General features: G+C 67.2%; 15 protein-coding genes. 14 read left to right on the top strand and 1 reads right to left on the bottom strand.

All coding sequences use genetic code 11. The features are described from left to right. Positions 1-63: 63 nt before the first annotated feature. From V5G24_RS22810 to ftsH, 14 genes are all read left to right on the top strand, one after another. Positions 64-2,526, top strand: a complete 2,463-nt coding sequence (locus V5G24_RS22810; RefSeq protein WP_394083921.1) for an SEL1-like repeat protein — start codon at positions 64-66, stop codon at positions 2,524-2,526. Positions 2,527-2,819: 293 nt separating this feature from the next. Further along, a complete protein-coding gene (ruvC, locus tag V5G24_RS22805; protein ID WP_394083919.1) occupies positions 2,820-3,329 on the top strand; it encodes a crossover junction endodeoxyribonuclease RuvC in 510 nt (169 codons plus the stop codon). A 48-nt stretch (positions 3,330-3,377) separates the two neighbouring features. Next, positions 3,378-3,821, top strand: coding sequence for an anthrone oxygenase family protein (locus tag V5G24_RS22800; protein ID WP_394083917.1), 444 nt, complete (start codon positions 3,378-3,380; stop codon positions 3,819-3,821). A gap of 10 nt (positions 3,822-3,831) precedes the next feature. Continuing rightward, positions 3,832-4,449: a Holliday junction branch migration protein RuvA gene (gene ruvA / locus V5G24_RS22795; protein WP_394083915.1), complete on the top strand. Its 618-nt coding sequence runs from the start codon at positions 3,832-3,834 to the stop codon at positions 4,447-4,449. Positions 4,450-4,507: 58 nt separating this feature from the next. Continuing rightward, positions 4,508-5,542, top strand: coding sequence for a Holliday junction branch migration DNA helicase RuvB (gene ruvB / locus V5G24_RS22790; RefSeq protein WP_394083913.1), 1,035 nt, complete (start codon positions 4,508-4,510; stop codon positions 5,540-5,542). A gap of 69 nt (positions 5,543-5,611) precedes the next feature. Beyond that, entirely contained in the window at positions 5,612-6,139 is a 528-nt protein-coding gene (gene ybgC, locus V5G24_RS22785; RefSeq protein ID WP_394083911.1) for a tol-pal system-associated acyl-CoA thioesterase, read from the top strand. A gap of 377 nt (positions 6,140-6,516) precedes the next feature. Beyond that, entirely contained in the window at positions 6,517-7,158 is a 642-nt protein-coding gene (gene tolQ / locus V5G24_RS22780; protein WP_509292330.1) for a protein TolQ, read from the top strand. Positions 7,159-7,167: 9 nt separating this feature from the next. Continuing rightward, complete coding sequence (tolR, locus tag V5G24_RS22775; RefSeq protein WP_394083907.1) at positions 7,168-7,617, top strand: protein TolR; 450 nt, start codon at positions 7,168-7,170, stop codon at positions 7,615-7,617. A 59-nt stretch (positions 7,618-7,676) separates the two neighbouring features. Continuing rightward, positions 7,677-8,585 carry a cell envelope integrity protein TolA gene (tolA, locus tag V5G24_RS22770; protein ID WP_394083905.1) on the top strand — a complete coding sequence of 303 codons (909 nt, stop codon included), beginning with the start codon at positions 7,677-7,679 and terminating at the stop codon, positions 8,583-8,585. A gap of 36 nt (positions 8,586-8,621) precedes the next feature. Beyond that, positions 8,622-9,983 carry a Tol-Pal system beta propeller repeat protein TolB gene (tolB, locus tag V5G24_RS22765; RefSeq protein WP_394083903.1) on the top strand — a complete coding sequence of 454 codons (1,362 nt, stop codon included), beginning with the start codon at positions 8,622-8,624 and terminating at the stop codon, positions 9,981-9,983. Positions 9,984-10,455: 472 nt separating this feature from the next. Continuing rightward, the gene (gene pal / locus V5G24_RS22760) at positions 10,456-10,950 is read left to right on the top strand and encodes a peptidoglycan-associated lipoprotein Pal (RefSeq protein WP_394083901.1); all 495 of its coding nucleotides are present in this window, start codon (positions 10,456-10,458) and stop codon (positions 10,948-10,950) included. 213 nt (positions 10,951-11,163) lie between these two features. Next, positions 11,164-12,138, top strand: coding sequence for a tol-pal system protein YbgF (ybgF, locus tag V5G24_RS22755; protein WP_394083899.1), 975 nt, complete (start codon positions 11,164-11,166; stop codon positions 12,136-12,138). Beyond that, a complete protein-coding gene (gene tilS, locus V5G24_RS22750; RefSeq protein ID WP_394083897.1) occupies positions 12,125-13,177 on the top strand; it encodes a tRNA lysidine(34) synthetase TilS in 1,053 nt (350 codons plus the stop codon). The genes ybgF and tilS overlap by 14 nt, the downstream gene beginning before the upstream one ends. Before the next feature lie 153 nt (positions 13,178-13,330). Continuing rightward, positions 13,331-15,256: an ATP-dependent zinc metalloprotease FtsH gene (ftsH, locus tag V5G24_RS22745; protein WP_394083895.1), complete on the top strand. Its 1,926-nt coding sequence runs from the start codon at positions 13,331-13,333 to the stop codon at positions 15,254-15,256. Between the two features lie 157 nt (positions 15,257-15,413). Here the strand turns inward: ftsH and rfbH are convergent, their stop codons facing one another. Then, on the bottom strand, positions 15,414-16,772 hold the full coding sequence (gene rfbH / locus V5G24_RS22740; protein ID WP_394083893.1) for a lipopolysaccharide biosynthesis protein RfbH: 1,359 nt from the start codon (positions 16,770-16,772) through the stop codon (positions 15,414-15,416). Between the last annotated feature and the right edge of the window lie 256 nt (positions 16,773-17,028).

Genomic DNA, 17,028 nt, shown 5'->3' with positions numbered 1-17,028 from the left:
TTCGGAACTTCTTGTCCCGGCGTTGCGCTTCGCTTCGCCCCATCCCAGCCGCAGGAGGCGGGCATGGACCGTTTGGAAACAGCCGCCCGAAAGTTCCGCATCGAACCGGTCCACGAGCCCGATCCGGTGGGAGAATTGCGCCGCCGGATCGAAGGCGCGCACGATCTGTTCGCCCCCTCGGCCATCGAGACCCTGCGCGCCGAGGTGGAACGGTTGCGCGAGGATCTGCGCGAAACCGCGCCGCGCGCCGCGGTGCGGGAAATCGGCCGCGCCCTGACCCATCTGCACGGCCAGATGAGCGAGGTGCAGGCCATCGAGCCGGCCCGCCTCGCGGCAGATCTCAATGATATCAAGCTGTGCCTCGGGATTTTCTCGGATGGCGAGGGCAGGGACGGGCTCTCCGCCGCAATGGAGGGATTGAGCCGGAAAGTGGACCTGCTCAACAGCCGGGCGGTGGACCCCGAGGCCCTGGCGCGCTTGCAGGAACAGATTGCGGAACTGAAGGACCTGGTGGCCCGGGCCCTGGAAGAGGGCGGCGCGCTCGCCGGCCTTGGGGCCGCGTCCCGCGCGGATCTCATGCGGGTCGGCGAGGATGTGGTCCAGCGGATCGCCGTCACCGGCGCCGCCATGGAGCGGTCCACGCGCGACCTGATTGCCCGCCTGGACGAAGCGCCCGCCACTGATTCGACCGGCGCGGCGATTCAGCAGCAGCTTGCGGACCTGACCGCCCGCCTCACCGACCTGTCGGAGCAGGTGGGCGCCGTCGGCGGCGCCGCAGCCTTGGCGGAGAAGGTCGCTTTGCTGCTGGAGCGCCTGGAAGAAAAGGGCGGGCCGCAGGCCGAGACCCTTCAGCCCCTCGCCGAAGCCCTGGAGCGCCATGTCGCCGTGCTCGCCGAACGGGTCCAGATCAGCGCCGAGCATCAGGCGCGGCTCGAAGGCATCGAAGCCAATCTACACGGGCTGACGCAGGAGCTGGAACGCTTTCGCATGGCCTCCGCCGACGTCTCCGCCGAGGCGGTACAGGCGGTGGCGATGCGCCTCTCGGCCCGCGATGACGCGCCGGCGGTGATCGGCCTGAAGCGCGGCCTCGCAGCGCTGGAGGCGCGGCAGCAGGATTTCGAGCGCCGGACCCAGGAGTTCTTCTCCGCCGAGGCGGAATTGGGCCTGCGCGACTTGGCAGATCAGGAACTGGCGGGCCAGGAAATGGTGCGCCCGCCTTATCGCGTGGCGGAACCGGAGCTCGATCGCGCATTCCATCGGGACCACGCGCCCAACTTCGACCACGCCCCCGACTTGGACCACGCCCCGGATGTGGAGCCGCCGCGCTTCGACGGCGCGCGCCCGGTGTTCGACGGCGCCCTGGACGCGGCGGATTTCGCCGATCTGAGGCCGCGTCATTTTCCCGGCGACGAGATGCCGGACCCGCATTGGGCGCCCTTCCCCGAAGGCGCGCCGGGCAAGGTCGAGCCGCAGCTCGGTTCGACGCGCCGTCCGGTGGTGGGCAAGACGTCTCTGTTCAGCCGGCGCGAGGATCGCGCCATCCGCAACGCCCGCCGCACCTCGCGCAAGCGCGCCGCGGCGAGCCGCAAGCGTCCGGGCATTCCCGCCGCCGGGCGCGTGGCGATCGCCGCCGCCGTCCTCGGCATCGTGATCCTGGGTGCCGCGCAACTCTCCGGCCCCCTCTCCAGCTTCGCGCATTCCATGGGGGAGACGGTCTCCGGCTCTTTCTCCCGGATCGCGCAGGACCTGGAAGCGCGCGCGACGGAGACCGCTTCGGGCACCACCGCAACCGCCTCGCTTGCTGCCGTCAAGGCGCCGCCGCCGGTCAATGCCCCCCCGCTCGGCGATCTGCCGCCGCCGGTGGGCGCGCCCGCCTTGCGCGCCGCCGCCCTGGGCGGAAATCCCGCCGCCGCCTATGAGGTGGGCATGCGCTATGTGGACGGCAAAGGCACGGACATGAACCCGGTCAACGGGGTGAAATGGCTGTCCTACGCGGTCTCGAAGGGCTCCGTTCCGGCCGCCTATCAGCTCGGCAGCCTCTATGAATATACCAATCGCGACATCGAGCAGGCGCGCGCGCTCTATACCTGGGCGGCGGAGCGCGGAAACCTGCGGGCCATGCACAATCTTGGCGTGCTGGCCTCGGAGGGTGTGGATGGAAAATCCGATTGGCCGGCGGCCATCCGCTGGTTCCGCATGGCGGCGGATCTCGGCCTGCGCGACAGCCAGCACAATCTCGGCGTGATTTATTCGCGCGGCCTCGGCGGCGCGCTGGATCTCGGCGAGGCCTGGAAATGGTTTGCCCTCGCCGCGAACCAGGGCGATTCGGAAAGCGCCCGCAAGCGCGACGATATCGTCGCGCGGGCGGATGCGGAAACCTTGCGGCGGGCACAGGCCGCCGTGATCGCCTTCACCCCCGGCATCGTGGACGAGGCGGCGAATACCACCGCCATCAAGCCGGAATGGAAACAGACGGCACCGGATGAGGCGGCGCCGCGCACCGTCTCCGCCAAATCCAGCACCTAGAGGCGGATTCGTCTCTCTCTGCCGGGCCGGCGGCTGGAGCCCCGCACCGGCATTGCCGCGGACACACGGGCCAGGGTCCTGCGCGGCCATGTCGGCTGTCCTTGCGTGAAGTTAGAGCATCTCATCGTTTCACGGAAACGACGAAATGCTCTAACTCGTTGCGTTGTCGCATTTTTTTCACGCGAACCGGTGTTCACTTCGCTCGAAAATGCTCTGGGCCTGTCGATCGGCCCCGCCGCCGCCGGGACGCGATCCCTCTCGCGGCGCGGGCGCGCCTCGCGCATGGTGAGCGCATGAAACAGCATGCGATTCGCATCCTCGGGCTCGATCCCGGCCTGCGCCGGACCGGCTGGGGGGTGATCGAGGCCGAAGGCTCGCGCCTCTCCTTCATCGCCTGCGGCACCATCCTGCCGCCCGAAGGCGCGGCGATGGCCGTGCGGCTGGCGACGCTCTACCGGGAATTATGCGCCGTCGTGGCCGCCCATGCGCCCGACGAGGCGGCGGTTGAAGAGACGTTCGTGAACATGAATCCCGCCTCCACCCTCAAGCTCGGGCAAGCGCGCGGCGTGGTGATGCTCGCCCCCGCCCAGGCCGGGGTCGCGGTGGCCGAATATGCCGCACTCCTCGTGAAGAAGACCGTGGTCGGTGCCGGCCGGGCGGAAAAGGCGCAGATCCGCATGATGATCGGCGTGCTGCTGCCCAAGGCGACGCCGCAGACCGAAGACGCCGCCGATGCCCTGGCGGTGGCGATCACCCATGCCCATCATCGCGGCGCCGCTGCGCTGCGGCGCGCGGCGCTGTAGAGTGGCGCAGGCCGGGGGGCTCGCAGGGCAGCGATGCAGGGGGGTGGCATGATCTGGGGGCAGCTTGCTTTGGTGGACGCGGCACTGTTTGCCGGTGCCGCCTTCTATATCAACGTCGCCGAGCAGCCGGCGCGGGCGAGGCTCGACCCGGCCGCGCAGCTGCGCCAGTGGAAGCCGGCCTATGCGCGCGGCTTCGCCATGCAGGCGAGCCTGGCGCTGCTCGGCTTTCTGCTGGGGGCGATCGCCTTTGCTGTGTCGGGCCAGTGGCGCTGGATGGCCGGCGGCGTGCTGATGCTGGCGAACTGGCCCTTTACCCTCATCGCCATCATGCCCACCAATCGCCGGCTGCTGGCGACCGAGGATGCCCTTGCGGGGCCGGAAAGCGCGCACCTGATCGCCTGCTGGGGGCAATTGCACATGGTGCGCACCGGCCTCGGCGTCGTGGCCACCTTCGTTTTTCTCTGGGCGTCGCTGAGCGGCACGGGCGCGTGAAGGCTTTATCATGATCGGCAAGCTCAAGGGCGTCATCGACAGCCTCGGCGAGGACCATGTGATCCTCGATGTCCATGGCGTCGGCTATCTCGTCCATGCCTCCACCCGCACGCTCCAGGGCCTGCCGCAGGCGGGGGAGGCGGCGGTCCTGTTCATCGAAACTTTCGTGCGCGAGGATATGATCCGCCTGTTCGGCTTCGCCAGCGAGAGCGAGCGCGAATGGTTCCGCCTGTTGCAGGCGGTGCAGGGCATCGGCACCAAGACCGCGCTCGCCGTGCTGTCCACCTTGCGCCCGGCCGAACTGGCGCAGGCCATCGCCTTGGGCGACAAGGCGACGGTTGCGCGGGCGCCCGGCGTCGGCCCGCGGGTGGCGACGCGCATTGTCACCGAGCTGAAGGACAAGACGCCGGCGCTCTCCGGCCTTGATCCCGCGCTGGCCCAGCTGGCCGGCAAGATCGCGGGCGCGCGGGTACCGGCACCGGTGGCGGACGCCATCTCCGCCCTCACCAATCTCGGCTATGGCCAGCCCCAGGCAGCGGCGGCGATCGCTGCGGCCGCGCGCGGGGCGGGGGAGGACGCGACCACCGAGACGTTGATTCGGCTGGGATTGCGCGAGCTGGCGAAATGATCTGCGCCGCCCCGTGTGACCTGCTAGATTTCCATATGGCCCGATGGCACAAGGCCCCATGAACCCACGCCTCCTGACGCCGGAAAAGCGCGACGACGATACCGCCGACATGACGCTGCGGCCGCAGCGGCTCGCCGATTTCGTGGGCCAGGCGCAGGCGCGGGCAAACCTGGAAATCTTCATCAAGGCCGCGCGCGTCCGGCAGGAGGCGCTGGACCATGTGCTGTTCGTCGGCCCGCCCGGCCTGGGCAAGACCACGCTCGCCCAGATCATGGCGCGGGAGATGGGGGTCGGCTTTCGCTCCACCTCCGGCCCGGTGATCGCCAAGGCCGGCGACCTTGCCGCCATCCTCACCAATCTGGAGGAGCGCGACGTTCTTTTCATTGACGAAATCCATCGCCTGTCCCCGGCGGTGGAGGAAATCCTCTATCCCGCCATGGAGGATTATGAGCTGGACCTCGTCATCGGCGAGGGGCCGGCAGCGCGCTCGGTGAAGATTTCGCTGCCCAAATTCACCTTGGTGGGCGCGACCACGCGGTCCGGACTGCTGACCACGCCGCTGCGCGACCGGTTCGGCATTCCGGTTCGGCTCGGCTTCTATACGGTCGAGGAACTGGAATTCATCGTCACGCGCGGCGCGCGGGTGTTCGGCATCGGGATTGCGGCGGACGGGGCGCGGGAAATCGCCCTACGCGCGCGCGGCACCCCGCGCATCGCCGGGCGGCTGCTGCGGCGAGTGCGCGATTTCGCCCTGGTGGCGGAGGTCGAGACCATCGACCGCGCCATCGCCGACCGCGCGCTCTCGGCCCTGGAGGTGGATGGCGCCGGGCTCGATGCCATGGACCGGCGCTATCTCAACGTGATCGCCGAATTCTATGCCGGCGGCCCGGTGGGGGTGGATACGCTGGCAGCGGCACTGTCCGAGCCGCGCGACGCCATCGAGGAGATCGTCGAGCCGTTCCTGGTGCAGAAGGGCTTCATCCAGCGCACGCCGCGCGGCCGCATGCTCACTTCCGGCGCCTACCGCCATCTCGGCCTGCCGGAGCCGCAGCGACCATCCTCCGCCTTGCCTCTGTTCGACGAGGAAGAGTAGGTCTTGTCGCCGTCCCGCGCATGCGGCGGGGCGCAGGGGCTGACGGGCGCAAACGGCGAGAGAGACGGCATGAAGAACGACATCAGCGGCGAACGCGCGACGGCACCGGGGGAATTGGAGGCGCATCCCCATCTGTCGGGGCGCCTCATTCCCGGCGGCCACGCGCTGGCCCTGCGGGTCTATTATGAGGACACCGATTTCTCCGGCATCGTCTATCACGCCAATTATCTGAAATTCATGGAGCGTGGCCGCTCCGATTATATTCGCCTGCTGGGGGTGGCGCAGGGCGAATTGTTCGCGGAAGCCGCGGCGGAGGCGCCGGGCTTTCACTTCGTCGTGCGCTCCATGCAGCTCGATTTTCTCAAACCCGCCCGCATCGACGACGTGCTGGAGGTGGTGACGCTGTCCAAGGAAGTGGCCGGCGCCTCCATCATGCTGGGGCAGAGCGTGCGGCGGAACGGCGAGCTGCTGGTCTCAGCCAATGTGCGCGTGGCCTTTGTCTCCCAGGGGCGCGCGCGCCGCATTCCCGATGCCCTGCGCAAGGCGACGCTGGCCGATGCGGAACGCGCGGCGCAGGACGGTGCAGCGCAGCGCTAACGCTTCCTTAAGCATGATCGTGTGTTCTCTGTCGTAGCGTCGCGCGATCTGCTGCGACGCGGCGAAAATCCAGCGCGGTCAAAGTTTGGACAGAGTCCGCCGGTCAAAGAACCCGCACTCTTCAAAACGGAAGCTGCAGGCGCACGCATTGCAACTCGCGCTGCATGCGCGCGAAGCCGAGGATATGAGATGATGTCTGGCGAGAACGCGCGGTGCGGCCGATGAAGCGGCTCCTCCTTGCGACGGCGGCGCTGCTGGCCCTCTCCTGCGCCACCGCTCTGGCACAGGGAACGGGCAATGCCCCGCCCCTGGCCGCTCCCGTGACGAGCGGCGCCCTCGATGCGCCGAGCGTGAACATATCGCTCATCACCCTGTTCATGCAGGCCCATATCGTCGTCAAGCTGGTGATGCTCGGCCTCGTCGCGGCCTCCGTGTGGGTGTGGGCGATCATCATCGACAAGACATTGGCGTTCGGCCGCAACCGCCGCGCCATGGACACGTTCGAGCAGGCCTTCTGGTCCGGCCAGAGCCTGGAAGACCTCTATCGCTCGCTCGCCGGGCGGCCCAACCATGCCATGGCGGCGATCTTCGTCGCGGCCATGCGGGAGTGGAAACGCACCTATGAGGGCGGCGCGCGCTCCTTCGCCGGGCTGAACCAGCGCATAGAAAAAGTGATGGACGTGACCATCGCCCGCGAGATGGAGCGGCTGGAAAACCGGCTGCTGGTGCTGGCGACGGTGGGCTCTGCCGGCCCCTTCATCGGCCTGTTCGGCACGGTCTGGGGCATCATGACCTCGTTCCAATCGATCGCGGCCTCGAAGAACACGAGCCTCGCGGTTGTGGCGCCGGGCATCGCGGAAGCCTTGTTCGCGACAGCGATGGGCCTCGTTGCGGCCATTCCCGCGACCATTTTCTACAACAAGTTCATTTCCCAGGCGGGCCGGCAGGCGCAGCGTCTCGAAGGCTTCGCCGACGAGTTCTCCGCGATCCTGTCGCGCCAGATCGACGAACGGGGCTGAGGGCGCGCCATGGGCATGTCGGCAGGCGGCGCGGGGGGATGGCAAGGACGGCGCTCGCGCCGGCGCCGGGTCTCCGTCATGGCGGAAATCAACGTGACGCCCATGGTGGACGTCATGCTGGTGCTGCTGATCGTGTTCATGGTGGCGGCACCGCTGATGACCGTGGGCGTGCCCGTTGATCTGCCGCAGACCCAGGCCAAGTCCGTGGACCAGGACAAGGACCCGCTGACCATTTCGGTGAACGACAAGGGCCAGATCTTCATCCAGGACACCGAGATCAAGATGGACGACCTGGTGGCCAAGCTCCAGGCCATCGCCAAGAACGGATTTGACGAGCGCATCTTCGTGCGCGGCGACAAGAAGGTGGACTATGGCACCGTGATGCGCGTCATGGGCCGCCTTTCGGGTGCCGGATTCAAGCGGGTCGCGCTGGTGACCGAGGTCGAGCAAGGGGGCTGAGAAGGATCAGGATGCGCGTCGGCTTAACCGCATCATCCATAGCGCACGGGGCCGTCCTCGTGTTCGCCTTGGTGTCCTTCTCGGGCCCGAGACCCTTTGACGCGCCTCCCGAGACGGTGGCGGTGGACGTGATTTCCGCCTCCGACCTGTCGCAACTCACCAAGGGCAACCAGAAGGGCAAGAAGGCCGAGCCGCCGAAAGTGGTGGCCGAGAAGGTCGATACGCCCAAGCCCGCCGACAATCCCGACCTTAAGGTCACCGACAAGGCCGAGGTGCAGCCGAGCGCGGCCGTGCCGCCGCCTCCGCCTCCGCCGCCGCCCAAGGTGGAGGAGCAGAAGCCTACCCCGACCCCACCCAAGGCCGAGAAGCCGCCCGAGCCCACGCCCGAGCAGCCGAAGGCCGACGAGGCGCTGAAGGCCGCGCCGAAGAAGGAAGAGCAGAAGCAGGAGGCCAAGGCCCCGCCGATGCCGCCGAAAAAGCCCGATCCGCCGAAGGAAGTCCCCAAGCAGGTGGCCGACGCCAAGACGCCCACCGACCAGAAGTTCGACGTGGACAAGATCGCCGCTTTGCTGGACAAGCGCACGCCCCAGCGCAATGCGGCCGCGGCCGACGCGATTTCCCACACCGCCTCGCTCGGCGCGACGGCGGGCGTCGCCGCGACCTTGACCCAGAACGAGCTTGATGCGCTGCGGGCCCGCCTGCGCGAATGCTGGAACCCGCCCGTGGGCGCGGCCGAGGCGCAGGACATGCAGGTGCTGATCCGCGTGAACTTCAATCAGGACGGTTCGGTGATCGGCAACCCGGTTCTGATCGAAGGCTCCGCCTCGCCCTATGGACCCGCGTTCGCGGAAAGCGCGATCCGCGCCATCCGCCGCTGCTCGCCTTATTCCTTCCTGCCGCCCTCGAAATACGAGGTTTGGCGCACCATCGACATGACCTTCACGCCGCGCGACATGTTCCGTGGCTGAGGTGTTCCGCACCCGATCTGCCGAAACGAGACAAGAATGACCCTTCTGAAGCGACCCGCACCGTTCGAGGCCTCCGGTACCCTGCTGTCCCGCCGTGCCCTGGTGACGGCGGGGGGCGGCGTCGCGGCCGCCCTGGCCCTCGGCGGGCTCCCCGCGCCGGCACGGGCCGCGCTGAAGCTGGACATCACATCCGGCACGCCGCAGCCGATTCCCATCGCCATCACCGATTTCATCGGCGAGGGCGAGGTGGGGCGCGGCATCAGCCAGGTGGTGAGCGCCGATCTCAAGCGCTCCGGCCTGTTCGCGCCCATCGAGCCAAAGGCGTTCGTGGAGAACATCACCAATCCCGACCAGGCGCCGCGGTTCCAGGACTGGCGGGTGATCAACGCCCAGGGCCTCGTCACCGGCCGCGTCACGCGCCAGGGCGACGGGCGGCTGAAGGCCGAGTTCCGCCTGTGGGACGTGTTCGCCGGCCAGCAATTGCTCGGCCAGCAATATTTCACGCAGCCGGAGAACTGGCGCCGGGTCGCCCACATCATCGCCGACGCCATCTATGAGCGGCTGACCGGCGAGAAGGGCTATTTCGACACCCGCATCGTGTTCATCGACGAGAGCGGCTCGAAGGAGCGGCGCATCAAGCGGCTCGCCATCATGGACCAGGATGGCGCCGAGGTGAAATATCTCACGCGCGGCGACGATTTGGTGCTGACCCCGCGCTTCTCGCCGACCAGCCAGGAAATCACTTATATGTCCTATGGCCGGGCCGACCCGCGGGTCTATCTGCTGAACATCGAGACCGGGCAGCGCGAGATCGTCGGCAATTTCCCCGGCATGAGCTTCTCGCCGCGCTTTTCGCCGGACGGCCAGAAGGTGATCATGAGCCTTCAGCAGGGCGGCAATTCCAATATCTTCGTCATGGACCTGCGCTCCAAGACCACGACCCGCCTCACCGACGTGGCGGCGATCGACACCGCGCCCTGCTATTCGCCGGACGGCCGCCAGATCTGCTTCGAGAGCGATCGCGGCGGCACCTCGCAGATCTACATCATGGGCGCCGACGGTTCAGGCGCGCGCCGCATCTCGTTCGGCAATGCGCGCTATTCGACCCCGGTCTGGTCGCCGCGCGGGGATGTCATCGCCTTCACCCGGCAGGCGGAAGGCCGGTTCGGCATCGGTGTCATGAAGACCGACGGCTCGGGCGAGCGCGTGCTGACGGAAGGCTATCACAATGAGGGGCCGACCTTCGCGCCCAACGGGCGGGTGATCATGTTCTTCCGCGATCCGGCGGGCGGCGCCGGGCCGCAGCTCTTCACCATCGACGTGACGGGCTATAACGAGCAGCGCGTCCCGACACCGAGCTATGCCTCGGATCCGGCCTGGTCGCCGCTGCGCTCCTGACGCCGGGGCTGCCATGCCGGGGCTGCCGCGAGGTGTTGCCTCTGCGCCACAGATTGGCGCAAACCTCTTCCATGGTTTCGCGTGGCATTAAGGATAATGCCGTGATTTCAGGGGTTTGGGACCAGCTTTCGGAAAATGTCCAAAAGCGCGGCAGCGCCGCCTTTAGCGGTCCTCATCTTCGCCATCATGATGCCACGGCCCCGCACCACTGCTGCATTCGCCGCATGCGGGATGCCTCGTCATGCGGCAGGGGCGACCGGCTGCCGGCCGCTGCCGGCCGCCGGGTTTCAGACACCGGCGTCCCGCCGTGGCCGACGTCGCTCACCAAGCATTAACCATGGGAGACGGTAGGGACCCGCGAACCGGGATCTACCGCGCTCTGCGGACCAAGGACGGGGCCTGCGGAACCTTCGCTTAAGAAAGCGGCTGTTACACGAGGTCTCCGGCTTGCGTTGAGAAGGGAGTCACCGGAATGCGTTTCTTTGGTTTTGCTCGCGGCTTCCGGTTCGCCGCTCTATTCGGGTTCGCGCTGGCACTGGCCGCCTGCGCTAATAATCCTGACCAGAACGCGGCGGGAGCCGGCGGCGCCGGCGGGCCTCCCGGTTCGCCGCAGGAATTCGTCGTGGCGGTGGGCGATCGCGTGTTCTTCGATACCGACCAGACCGATCTGTCGCCCCAGGCGCGTGCCACGCTGGATCGTCAGGCCCAGTGGCTGCAACAATACAGCCGCTATACCTTCATCATCGAAGGCCATGCCGACGAGCGCGGCACCCGCGAATACAATATCGCCCTCGGCGCCCGCCGCGCCCAGAACGTGCGCGACTATCTCGCCTCGCGCGGCATCGACCCGGCGCGCATGCGCACCATCTCCTACGGCAAGGAACGTCCGGTGGCGGTGTGCAACGATATCTCTTGCTGGTCGCAGAACCGCCGCGCGGTGACGGTGCTGAACACCGCCGGTTCCTGATCCGCGCCTGTCGCCTTCAGGTCTCCCTTCGGCCGAGCCGGTGCCTTCGGGCGCCGGCTCCGTCGTTTTCGCGGGCGGGCTCGCGCCTGCCGCCGCGTCCGCTTCTCCCTTGCGCCTGGGGTCACACTTTGGACGCGATCCCTGGGCAAAGCTGCAACAGATGCGGGGCTTTGAGCGATGTCCCTGACTTCAACCCCTTTCGCGATTCGGACCATGATGCGCCCGCTTTCCGGTGCCCGAGCGCTCCTGTTCGCCGCCTGCCTGAGCCTGGCGGCCGGTGGCGCGCAGGCGCAGAACAATCCCTTCGGCGATCTCTTCAAGCCGCCCGGCGCGGTTCAGAGCGAGCAGGCCGCTGCCGCCGCGCAGTCCGAGAGCGTGCTGCGCATCGACCGGCTGGAAAACCAGCTGCGCACGATGACCGGCCAGATCGAGGAATTGCAGTATCGAAACCAGCAGCTGGAGCAGCAAGTGCGCCGCTTCCAGGAGGATGTCGAATACCGCCTCTCGGGCGGAAAGGGGCCGCGCCCCGCGCCGCCTGCGGCCGGTGTCGCCGGTCCGGTGGGCGCACCCGGCGCCGCGCCGGTGCCGTCGGTTGCCGCTCCGGTGGTGCCGGGCACCGGCAAGCGCTCCGACGCCTTTGATCCGAACGAGGACCCGGTCGCGCCCGGCGCCCCCCAGCCCCTGGGATCGCCGGCGAGCGCCTCCGCCGGCCTTGCCCGGCCGAACGTGCCGCTGGAGATCGGCCCCGGCGGCAGCGCGATTCCCCCGCGCACGGGGGCCCAGACGGCCGCGCTCGCGCCCGCCGGCAGCGCGCGCGAGCTGTTCGATGCCGGCTACGGCCAGATTCAGCGCCAGGATTATGCGGCGGCGGAGCAGACCTTCCGCCAGTTCCTCCAGGCCTATCCCTCCGACAGGCTGACCCCGGACGCGGTTTATATGCTCGGCGAGAGCCAGTTCCAGCGCCAGTCGTTCAAGGACGCGGCCGAGCTGTTCCTCCAGGTGTCCACCAAATATCCCAATTCCACCCGCGCGCCGGAATCGCTGCTGCGCCTTGGCCAGTCTCTGGCCTCGCTGAACGAGCGCGAAGCGGCCTGCGCCACCCTCGGCGAAGTGGATCGCAAATATCCCCGTGCCGCCTCGACGGTGCGTCAGGCGGTGGAACGCGAGCAGAAGCGTGCCGGCTGCTGAAGCAGCGCCATCCGCGCCGCGTCCCGTGGAGGATGACGAACTTCCCGCGCTGTTTTCTGCATTCTGCGGCCATCCAGCCGTGCTGCTGGCCTGTTCCGGCGGCCCGGATTCCACAGCCCTGATGGAACTTGCCGCCCGCTGGGCGCGCCTTTCCCCCGCCGCGCCCGCGCTGTTCGCGGCCACCGTCGATCACGGCCTTCGCGCCGCCGCGGCGGAAGAGGCGCAGATCGCCGCCGCTCAGGCGCGGCGTCTCGGCATCCCCCACGCGATTCTGAACTGGGCCGGTCCGCGCATCACCGGCAGCATCCAGGCGCGCGCGCGGACCGCGCGCTACGCTTTGCTGGTGGGCCATGCCCGGCAGGTCGGCGCGCAGGCCATCGTGACGGCGCACACGCTCGACGACCAGGCCGAGACCATCCTCATGCGCCTTGCGCGCGGTTCCGGCCTCTCCGGCCTCGCCGGCATGGCGGCCTCTTCCCGGCGCGAGGGCGTGGTGCTGCTGCGCCCCTTGCTCGCGATTCCCAAGGCGCACCTCATCGCCACTCTGGAGGCGTCGCGGGTGGGCTTCGTGCGCGATCCGTCCAATGCAAATCCGGCCTTCACCCGCGTGCGCCTGCGCGCCATGATGCCGCAGCTTGCCGGCGAGGGGCTGGACGCCGCCGGGCTCTCCCGGTTCGGGCGGCGGATGGCGCGCGCCGAGGCCGCGCTCGAACAGGCAACCGATCACGCCCTCGCGGACCTTGCGCCGGAACCCTGGCCGGCGGCGGGGCCGATCCGCCTCGCCCGCGCGGCTTTTTTCAATTTGCCGGAGGAAATCGCCCTGCGGGTGCTGCTGCGTCTGCTCGACGCGGTGGGTGACGAGGGGCCCGTTGAGCTGGCCAAGCTTGAACGCCTGCTGGCCGCTCTTAGCGCCGCGCAGGCCGATGGGCGCAGCGTTTGCGCCACCCTGGCGGGTGGGCGCATCCAACTCGCGCCGAGCCGGCTGGAGGTTGCGCGAGCCTTGCCGCGCCGTGCCCGTCGCGTGGGCAATAGCGCATAATTGAGTCTTCTGGCTGCTGTTCTCCTTGGCAAGACAGAGGGCGCGACCTATTTTAACCTCGGACGCAAGGTGAGCGATGACGCAGAATGGCCATTCCGGGCAACTGGAGGCCCGATGCGGGAGCGCCGTCGCTGCGCTCCCCGTGAGGAATTTATGAACGCCAACCTTCGCAATTTCGCCCTGTGGGTCATTATCGTTCTGCTGCTTCTGGCCCTGTTCTCGCTCTTCCAGAGCCCGGGACAGCGCACCAGCGCGAACGACATTTCCTTCTCGCAGCTGCTCTCCGACGTGGATCAGGGCCGGGTGCGCGACGTGGTGATCGAGGGGCCGACCATCACCGGCTCGTTCACCGACGGTCGTGCCTTCCAGACCTACGCCCCCAATGATCCCACCCTGGTGCAGCGCCTGTACGGAAAGGGCGTTTCCATCACGGCGCGTCCGATCCAGGACAATGTGCCCTGGTTCGTCAGCCTTCTGGTCTCCTGGCTGCCGTTCATCGCCTTGATCGGCGTGTGGATCTTCCTCTCGCGCCAGATGCAGGGCGCCGGCGGCAAGGCCATGGGCTTCGGCAAGAGCCGCGCCAAGCTGCTGACCGAAGCGCACGGCCGCGTCACCTTCGAGGACGTGGCGGGTATCGACGAGGCCAAGAGCGAACTGACCGAGATCGTGGAATTCCTGCGCGACCCGCAGAAGTTCCAGCGCCTCGGCGGCCGCATCCCGCGCGGCGTGCTGCTGGTCGGCCCGCCCGGTACCGGCAAGACGCTGCTCGCCCGCTCCATCGCGGGTGAGGCGAACGTGCCCTTCTTCACCATTTCCGGCTCGGACTTCGTGGAAATGTTTGTGGGCGTCGGCGCGAGCCGCGTACGCGACATGTTCGAGCAGGCCAAGAAGAATGCGCCCTGCATCATCTTCATCGACGAAATCGATGCGGTGGGCCGTCATCGCGGCGCCGGTCTCGGCGGCGGCAATGACGAGCGCGAGCAGACCCTGAACCAGCTGCTGGTGGAGATGGACGGGTTCGAGGCGAACGAGGGCATCATCCTCATCGCCGCCACCAACCGTCCGGACGTGCTCGATCCCGCCTTGCTGCGTCCCGGCCGCTTCGACCGCCAGGTCGTGGTGCCGAACCCGGACGTGGTGGGCCGCGAGCAGATCCTGAAGGTGCATGCTCGCAAGATCCCCATCGCCCCCGACGTGAACCTGAAGGTGATCGCGCGCGGCACCCCCGGCTTCTCCGGCGCCGACCTTGCGAATCTCTGCAACGAAGCCGCCCTCATGGCCGCGCGCCGCAACAAGCGCATGGTCACCATGAGCGAGTTCGAAGACGCCAAGGACAAGGTGATGATGGGGGCGGAGCGCCGCTCGCTTGTCATGACCGAGGAAGAGAAGATGCTGACCGCCTATCACGAGGGCGGCCACGCCATCGTGGCGCTCAAGGTTCCGGCGACGGACCCGGTGCACAAGGCGACCATCATTCCCCGCGGGCGCGCCCTCGGCATGGTCATGCAGCTGCCGGAACGCGACAAGCTCTCCATGTCCTATGAGCAGATGACCTCGCGCCTCGCCATCATGATGGGTGGGCGCGTGGCGGAAGAATTGATCTTCGGCCACGACAAGGTGACCTCGGGCGCCGCCTCCGACATCGAGCAGGCGACCCGCCTCGCGAAGATGATGGTGACGCGCTGGGGCTTCTCCGACCTGCTCGGCCAAGTCGCCTATGGCGAGAACCAGGACGAGGTGTTCCTGGGCATGTCCATGCAGCGGCACCAGAATATTTCCGAGGCGACGGCCCAGACCATCGACAAGGAAGTGCGTCGCCTCGTGGACGAGGGCTATCAGGAAGCGACCCGCATCCTCACGGAAAATCGCGAGGGCCTGGAAGCCCTGGCGCGCGGCCTGCTGGAATATGAGACCCTCTCCGGCGATGAGATCATCGACCTGCTCGGCGGCAAGCCGCCGGTGCGCGACACGGTGATCGAGCCCGCCAATCCCCGCGGCTCGGTGGTGCCCACCGCCGGCAAGAACCGCCCCCGCCCCGACGGACCGGCCGGCAGCATAGAGCCCCAGCCCCAGGCCTGAGCGGCGCTGAACTGACGTTAAAATAGAAAATGCCCGCCTTGAGCGGGCATTTTTTATGTCGGGGTGGGCGGAGGCAGTTCAGGCAGGAGGCGCGTGGAGGATGCGGCGCGATCATCTCATCGCCGCCCCGCTCCGTGCCGCGAAAGCCGGGCCGGGATCAGACCTTGCGGCAGAAATCCGCCATGGTCTGCGCCATATAGGTGAGGTGATCCGACGTCAGGCCGGGGTAGACACCGATCCAGAAGGTGGAGTTCATCACCTTATCGCTGTTCGTCAAATCGCCGTGGACCCGGTAGTTTTGAGTCTTGAAATAGGGCTGCCGGATGAGGTTTCCGCCGAACAGCAGGCGGGTCGCGATCTTATTGTCTTCCAGGTGGCGAATCAGCGCGTTGCGCGTGAAAGGAGCGCCGTCCCTGACGGTGAGGGGCAGGCCGAACCAAGACGGATCGGACTTCGGCGTCGCCTCGGGAAGGATCAGGAATTCCTCGAGGGGCTTCAGCGCCTCCTTCAGGAAGGCGAAATTGCGCCGCCGGTCGGCGATGAAGCCCTCCAGCCGGTCCATCTGGCCCAGGGCGACAGCCGCCTGCATGTCCGTGATCTTTAGATTATAGCCGATGTTCGAATAGGTATATTTGTGGTCATACCCCTCGGGGAGATCGCCGAGCTGCCAATTGAAGCGCTGCTTGCAGGTGTTGTCCTTGCCTGGCTCGCACCAGCAGTCGCGGCCCCAGTCGCGGATGGATTCCAGGGCGCGCTTCAGAACGCTCTTATTGGTGAACACGGCGCCGCCCTCGCCCATCGTGATATGATGCGCAGGATAGAAGCTGACCGTGCCGATGTCTCCGAGTGTTCCGACCGTCGTGCCATTGTATGTCGCGCCGAGCGCATCGCACGTATCTTCCACTACGAAGAGGTCGTGCTTGCGCGCGACTTCCAGAACGGTGTCCAGATCGAACGGATTACCCAGGGTATGGGCAACCATGATGGCCCGCGTCTTGCTGGTGATCGCGTCCTCGATCAAGTCCGAGCGGATATTGTAGGTGGGGAGATGAACATCCAGGAAGACCGGAACCAGCTGGTTTTGGAGGATGGGATTGACGGTGGTTGGGAAGCCGGTGGCGCAGGTGATCACCTCGTCGCCGGGCTTCAGGTGGTGCGGCACCAGGGGCGAGCACAGGGCGCTGGCCGCCAAAAGATTTGCCGATGACCCGGAATTGCAGGTCATGGCAAAACGGCTGCCGAGGAATCCCTTGAGGCGCTTTTCGAACGCATCGTTGAAACGGCCGGTGGTCAGCCAGAAATCGAGGGAAGCTTCCACCAAAAGCTGCATCTCGGTGGCGCCATGCACCTTTCCGGAGACGGGGACAAAAGACGAGCCCGGAACAAACGGCTTGGGTTTGTGGGCGATATCTGAATACCGCGCGGCAAGTTCGACGATCAGTCGGCGGAGTTCTTCCGGATTGTCCGACTCCCCGGACAGGACGTCGTGGGCCTGCTTAATTAGGATGTCGTTCATGAAACTGGCACCTGATCGTGACTGGCGGGGGAGAACCGAACGCGCACGCGTTTGCGATATCGGTTATCACTTTCCTAGTCAAACCAGCAAGAACGCAGCGGCACCGGCGTTCGGCCTCCCGCCCTTTGGGCACCTTCGGTGGGCTCGATTGCGGATGTCGCTTCTTGCCGAATGCGGCATACTTTGTAATGGTGATGCCGTGAAAAGCGTATATGCTGGGTTATCCACAGGTTGCGCTAGAAATATTCGGTCTTCC

Source organism: Roseixanthobacter finlandensis, from assembly GCF_043195105.2.
Lineage (GTDB): Bacteria > Pseudomonadota > Alphaproteobacteria > Rhizobiales > Xanthobacteraceae > NCEH01.
This window is presented reverse-complemented; position numbering and strand designations above follow the sequence as displayed.

Bases quoted from the DNA above. Each gene is read 5' to 3' on its own strand.
- V5G24_RS22810 (WP_394083921.1), top strand. From the start codon at position 64: ATGGACCGTTTGGAAACAGCCGCCCGAAAGTTCCGCATCGAACCGGTC.
- ruvC (WP_394083919.1), top strand. From the start codon at position 2,820: ATGAAACAGCATGCGATTCGCATCCTCGGGCTCGATCCCGGCCTGCGC.
- V5G24_RS22800 (WP_394083917.1), top strand. From the start codon at position 3,378: ATGATCTGGGGGCAGCTTGCTTTGGTGGACGCGGCACTGTTTGCCGGT.
- ruvA (WP_394083915.1), top strand. From the start codon at position 3,832: ATGATCGGCAAGCTCAAGGGCGTCATCGACAGCCTCGGCGAGGACCAT.
- ruvB (WP_394083913.1), top strand. From the start codon at position 4,508: ATGAACCCACGCCTCCTGACGCCGGAAAAGCGCGACGACGATACCGCC.
- ybgC (WP_394083911.1), top strand. From the start codon at position 5,612: ATGAAGAACGACATCAGCGGCGAACGCGCGACGGCACCGGGGGAATTG.
- tolQ (WP_509292330.1), top strand. From the start codon at position 6,517: ATGCAGGCCCATATCGTCGTCAAGCTGGTGATGCTCGGCCTCGTCGCG.
- tolR (WP_394083907.1), top strand. From the start codon at position 7,168: ATGGGCATGTCGGCAGGCGGCGCGGGGGGATGGCAAGGACGGCGCTCG.
- tolB (WP_394083903.1), top strand. From the start codon at position 8,622: ATGACCCTTCTGAAGCGACCCGCACCGTTCGAGGCCTCCGGTACCCTG.
- pal (WP_394083901.1), top strand. From the start codon at position 10,456: ATGCGTTTCTTTGGTTTTGCTCGCGGCTTCCGGTTCGCCGCTCTATTC.
- ybgF (WP_394083899.1), top strand. From the start codon at position 11,164: ATGATGCGCCCGCTTTCCGGTGCCCGAGCGCTCCTGTTCGCCGCCTGC.
- ftsH (WP_394083895.1), top strand. From the start codon at position 13,331: ATGAACGCCAACCTTCGCAATTTCGCCCTGTGGGTCATTATCGTTCTG.
- rfbH (WP_394083893.1), bottom strand. From the start codon at position 16,772: ATGAACGACATCCTAATTAAGCAGGCCCACGACGTCCTGTCCGGGGAG.